Source organism: Acidimicrobiales bacterium (genome assembly GCA_036491125.1).
Taxonomy (GTDB): Bacteria; Actinomycetota; Acidimicrobiia; order Acidimicrobiales; family AC-9; genus AC-9.
Map to the genome: position 1 here is coordinate 1 of DASXCO010000009.1, position 4,988 is coordinate 4,988.

The 4,988-nt window shown below is 68.9% G+C and carries 7 protein-coding genes; 1 reads left to right on the forward strand and 6 read right to left on the reverse strand.

All coding sequences use genetic code 11. From position 1 onward, the window contains the following. The 3 genes from VGF64_00540 to VGF64_00550 all read right to left on the reverse strand — a co-directional run. Positions 1–332: DEAD/DEAH box helicase (locus VGF64_00540; GenBank protein HEY1633215.1), on the reverse strand; the 332-nt coding region annotated here is incomplete at its 3' end. Between the two features lie 7 nt (positions 333–339). Further along, positions 340–1,116 carry a twin-arginine translocase subunit TatC gene (tatC, locus tag VGF64_00545; GenBank protein HEY1633216.1) on the reverse strand — a complete coding sequence of 259 codons (777 nt, stop codon included), beginning with the start codon at positions 1,114–1,116 and terminating at the stop codon, positions 340–342. A gap of 21 nt (positions 1,117–1,137) precedes the next feature. Then, entirely contained in the window at positions 1,138–1,560 is a 423-nt protein-coding gene (locus VGF64_00550) for a twin-arginine translocase TatA/TatE family subunit (GenBank protein HEY1633217.1), read from the reverse strand. An 87-nt stretch (positions 1,561–1,647) separates the two neighbouring features. Here VGF64_00550 and VGF64_00555 point away from each other — a divergent pair, with 87 nt between their 5' ends. Next, positions 1,648–2,349, forward strand: a complete 702-nt coding sequence (locus tag VGF64_00555; GenBank protein ID HEY1633218.1) for a glycerophosphodiester phosphodiesterase — start codon at positions 1,648–1,650, stop codon at positions 2,347–2,349. Between the two features lie 28 nt (positions 2,350–2,377). Here VGF64_00555 and lepB read toward each other — a convergent pair whose 3' ends face one another. The 3 genes from lepB to prcA all read right to left on the reverse strand — a co-directional run. Next, the gene (gene lepB, locus VGF64_00560; GenBank protein HEY1633219.1) at positions 2,378–3,028 is read right to left on the reverse strand and encodes a signal peptidase I; all 651 of its coding nucleotides are present in this window, start codon (positions 3,026–3,028) and stop codon (positions 2,378–2,380) included. An 83-nt stretch (positions 3,029–3,111) separates the two neighbouring features. Beyond that, the gene (gene pafA, locus VGF64_00565; protein HEY1633220.1) at positions 3,112–4,470 is read right to left on the reverse strand and encodes a Pup--protein ligase; all 1,359 of its coding nucleotides are present in this window, start codon (positions 4,468–4,470) and stop codon (positions 3,112–3,114) included. 57 nt (positions 4,471–4,527) lie between these two features. Next, the coding region (prcA, locus tag VGF64_00570; protein ID HEY1633221.1) for a proteasome subunit alpha at positions 4,528–4,988 on the reverse strand (461 nt) is incomplete at its 5' end.

Sequence of the window (4,988 nt, forward strand, 5' to 3'; positions counted from 1 at the left end):
CGCAGGACCTCGGTGGTCATGACGACCACGGGGGCGTCGCCGTTGATCGAGTTGTCGCCGGTAAGGAGCCCGACGCGATCAGGGCCGTGGCGGCGGACGAGGTCGCCGTACTTCTGGTTCGACAGGGCCTTGAGCGGCGTCGTGTAGAAGGCCTTGCCCCCCTCGGCCAGGGACTTGGTCACGGCGTACTCGGCGACCACGGTCTTGCCCGACCCGGTCGGGGCGGCGACCAGGACCGACCGGCCCTCGTCGAGTGCATCGAGCGCCCGCACCTGGAAGGGGTCGAGCGGAAAGCCGAGGGTCGAAAGGAAGTCCGCCCTCGCGGGCGTCATCGTCGGATCACGTACCGCCGGCCGGTGCTGACCGCTTGAGCAGCTTCCCGATCACGATCGACGCCTCGTAGAACAAGACCATCGGTATGGCCAGGGCCAGCATGGAGAACGGGTCCGAGCTGGGCGTGACGATGGCGGCCACGGCGAAGACGACGACGATGGCCTTCCGACGCCACCGCGAGAGCTGAGCCGGACTGAGCACTCCGGCCAGCTCGAGGAACACCAGCAGCACGGGGAACTGGAAGGCCACGCCGAAGGCGACCATCAGGAGGATGATGAGGTTGAGGTAATTGGTCGGGCTGTAGATCTGCTCGAGCGTGGGCCCGCCGACGGCGGTCAGGAACGACAGGGCGTGGGGGAAGGTCAACCAGGCGACGCCGGCACCAGCCGTGAAGAGGATGATCGAGGACAGCACGAACGGCACCGCGTAGCGCTTCTCGTTGGGGTTGAGGCCGGGGGTGATGAAGCGCCAGAGCTGGTACAGCACGACCGGCGAGGCCAGGAACAGGCCGCCATAGGCGGCGATCTTGAGGCGGATGGAGAACCCGTCGAGCGGTCCGGTGACGAACAGCTTGCACGAATGGTGCGGACCGACCGTGGCGCAGTACGGATGCACGAAGAAGTTCAGGATGTGGTTGTACAGCGCGAAGGCCACGGCCGCACCGATGGCGACGGCCAGGATCGACACCACGAGCCGGCGTCGCAGCTCGGTCAGGTGCTCGACCAGCGTCATGGCATCCGGGTGCGGATGCTTGCTCTTGAGCCGGGGCAGTTTTATGGCCATGGCACTACCTGCCTTGGCGCCCTAGTTGAGACTGGGATCGTCCGGGCCCAGGCCCGGATCCCAACCCCCATGGGCGGCGGACCGGGCGGAACCGGTCGCCGGCGGGAGCGGTGCCAGCTGACCTGGGTGCTCGGGTGGCGCCCGGTCCTGGGCACCCTCGCCCGAGTCAGATCCGTCGGACGCGGTGACACCCTCCTGGGTGGCGCCATCGGATGTCGTCGACGCCTGGGACGACCCATCGGTCTGCCAGGGAGGGGTGAAGGGCTGCACCAGGTCCTCGCCCAGGGCGCCCCTGACCTCGCTCTCCAGGTGCTCGCGGAATCGGCGGAAGTCGCCCCAGGCCTTGCCGATCTGGCGGGTCATCTGTGGCAGCTTCTCGGGCCCGAGCACGATCAGGGCGACCGTCAGAACGATCAGGATCTTGGCCGGGCCGAAGCTGATCACGGAAAAAGTGTATCGGCGGCCGGCCCCCCGAGGTGTACCAGCGTGTGGTGTCGGTCACGATCGGCCCGATCAGCCCAGAATGGGGTCGTGGGCGCGCTCCCCCGGTCCCCCATCGGCTTCGCCCACCGAGGTGCCAGGGCGCGTGCCCCCGAGAACACGATCGAATCATTTCGCCTGGCCCTGGAGCTCGGGGCCAGTGGGTTGGAGAGCGATGTCTGGCTCACAGCCGATGGCATCCCGGTCCTCGACCACGGCGGGACCGTGCGGTCCGGCGGTCGCCGCCGACCCCTCGCCGACGTGCGACGGGACGAGCTCCCCGCGGCGATCCCGTCGCTCGGCGACCTCTACCGGGCCTGCGGCAACGACTACGAGCTGTCGCTCGACGTGAAGGACCCCGCCGCCGCCGCCGTCGTCGTGCACGAGGCGACCGAGCTGGGCGACGTCGGCCGGCTCTGGCTCTGTCATTCGAGCTGGCGCCAGGCGGCCCTGTGGCGTCTGCTGTCGCCCCGGGTGCGCCTGGTCGATTCGACCGGACGGGCCACGATGGGAGAGGGGCCGGCGCATCGGGCCACCACGCTGGCCGAGGCGGGCATCGACGCGGTGAACCTGCACCATCGGGAATGGAGCCGCCCGCTGGTGGCGATCTTTCACGACCACGGCCGGGCGGCCTTCGCGTGGGATGCACAGCGAAGGCGTCCCCTCGCCAATCTGGTCGCCATGGGGATCGACGCGGTCTACAGCGACCACGTGGAGGTCATGATGGCGGCGCTGGCTGCGGCGCCGAGCTGACAACGGCGATATCAGCCGTCTGTGAGAGTCAGAAGATGTGGAGTGAGCCGATGGGCCACACCCGCACGACCACCCGGCCGACCACCAGCGAGCCCTTGATCGGTCCGAAGACACGGCTGTCCTTGGAGTCGCCCCGGTTGTCCCCCATCACCCAGTACTCGCCCTTGGGGATCAGGCAGGACCGGTTGGCGTCGTTGGCGGGCGAGGGCTGGCAACCTGGCGCCTGGCTGAAGTTGCCGGTCGTCACCGTCCCGGCCGGCAGGTAGGGCTCCGACTGAGGGTGCCCGTTGACGTAGAGCACGTCGTTCACCGAGCTCATCGAGTCGCCGGGAAGACCCACCACCCGTTTGACCAGGTCGTTGACCGAAGGGTCGCTGCTGTCTGCGGGCGGCCGGCTGAACACGACGATGTCGCCGCGATGGATGGCGTGCAGGTCGTAGCTCACCTTGTCGACCAGGATGCGGTCGCCGACCTCGAGGGTGGGCACCATCGAGGCCGACGGGATGTAGAAAGCCTGGATGAGCCAGGTCTTTATGGCGAAGGCGGCCAACAGCGCGAGGGCGACGATGGCGAGCCACTCGATCCAGGTCCGCATGCGGGGCGAACGGCGGCGCCCCGCTCGGGACCCGGCGACGGGGACGTCGTCGTCAGGGGGCGGCGGGCGGCCGGGATCGGTCATCGTCACGGTGGCCGCAGGCTAATCCAGGCCCGGCGAGGGCGCGGGGGCACCCAGGGGGCGCCACAGGCCGACGCGACCTGACGTCACAGTCCGTCGATGAGCTTCTCGACCCGCTCGTCGCGCGCACGGAACGGATCCTTGAGCAACACGGTGCGCTGAGCCTGGTCGTTGAGCTTGAGGTGGACCCAGTCGACGGTGAAGTCCCGCCGGCGGTCCTTGGCCTTCTTGATGAACTCCCCCCTCAGTCGCGCTCTCGTTGTCTGCGGCGGCCGGTCGATCGCCGCCTCGATGGCGTCCTCGGTGCAGGTCCGATCGACCTCGCCCCGGCTCTGGAGGCGGTAGAACAGGCCCCGCTCCCGGCTCACGTCGTGGTACTGGAGATCGAGCAGCGCTACCCGGGGGTGCGACAGCGACAGGCCGTGCCGTTCGCGGTAGCGCTCGATCAGGCGGTGCTTGATCACCCAGTCACACTCGCGGTCGAGCGTGAAGGGATCCTTCTCGATGCCCTCGAGGCAGTGCTCCCACATCTCCAGGGCCTGCTCCTCGAGGGGGTCGAGCCCCTTCTGCTCCGCGTAGCGGCGCGCCCTCATCAGGTACTCCCCCTGGATGTCGAGGGCGCTGGCCTCCCTGCCGTTGGCCAGACGCACGCGGCGCCGGCACGAGGTGTCGTGGCTGATCTCGCGAATGGCCCGGATGGGGTTCTCCAGGGTCATGTCGCGGAGCACCGCGGCGGGGTCCTCGAGCATGCGGAGCAGGATGCTGGTGGCTCCCACTTTGAGGAAGGTGGAGTACTCGCTCATGTTCGAGTCACCGACGATCACGTGGAGGCGTCGGAAGCGCTCGGCGTCGGCGTGCGGCTCGTCCCTCGTGTTGATGATCGGCCGGCTCCTGGTCGTCGCCGAGGAGACTCCTTCCCAGATGTGCTCCGCCCGCTGGCTGATGCAGAACATTGCTCCGCGGGCCGTCTGGAGCACCTTGCCCGCCCCGGCGTAGATCTGACGGGTGACGAAGAACGGGATCAGCACCTCGGCGTAGTGGCCGAAGTCGTCCCTGCGACTCGTCAGGTAGTTCTCGTGGCAGCCGTAGGAGTTCCCGGCCGAGTCGGTGTTGTTCTTGAACAGGTAGATGACGCCGCGGATGCCCTCCTCCCGGAGACGCTGCTCGGCGGACAGGAGCAGGTGCTCGAGGATCCGCTCACCGGCCTTGTCGTGGGCGACGAGGTCGGAGATCGAGTCGCACTCCGGCGTGGCGTACTCCGGATGGCTGCCGACATCGAGGTACAGGCGGGCACCGTTCTCGAGGAAGACGTTGCTGGATCGGCCCCAGCTGACGACTCGCCGAAAGAGGTAGCGGGCGACCTCGTCGGGGCTCAGCCTCCGCTGCCCGCGTAGGGTGCAGGTGACGCCGTACTCGTTCTCGAGCCCGAAGATGCGCCGCTCCATGCCGGCCCACGGTACCGTTCCCGGGGTGCCGAGGCGGCGCGAGCCGCTCAGGTCGGCTCAGGTCGACGGGGAGACGCCCAGCAGCTCCTGCAGCTCGCCGTCCTCGATGCGGCGGAAGGCGCGTCGTCCGTCGCCCCGCACCAGCGCCGCCACCTCGAGCTCGTCGGCGCCGAGTGTCCGGTCGGGACCGGCGAGGGCGGCCACGGCCGCCCCGAGAGCCTGTGCCAGGGTCCACCCTTCGGCCCAGGACGACTCCACCCGCCCGGCGATCGCCTCGGCCTCGCCCCCGAGCACGATGAAGCGCTCCTCGTCGACGACCGTGCCGTCGTAGAGGATGTGGTACAGCTGATCGGCCGCGCCGTCCACGCCCAGCTCAGCGACGAGGATCTCGATCTCCAGCGGCTTCATCTCGTGGGTGAAGACCTGCCCCAGGTACTGCGCGTAGACGTTCGCCAGCGAGCGGGCGTCGACGTCCTCACGGCTGTAGGCGAAGCCCTTGGTGTCGGCGTGGCGGACAC

Bases quoted from the DNA above. Each gene is read 5' to 3' on its own strand.
- tatC (HEY1633216.1), bottom strand. From the start codon at position 1,116: ATGGCCATAAAACTGCCCCGGCTCAAGAGCAAGCATCCGCACCCGGAT.
- lepB (HEY1633219.1), bottom strand. From the start codon at position 3,028: ATGACCGATCCCGGCCGCCCGCCGCCCCCTGACGACGACGTCCCCGTC.
- pafA (HEY1633220.1), bottom strand. From the start codon at position 4,470: ATGGAGCGGCGCATCTTCGGGCTCGAGAACGAGTACGGCGTCACCTGC.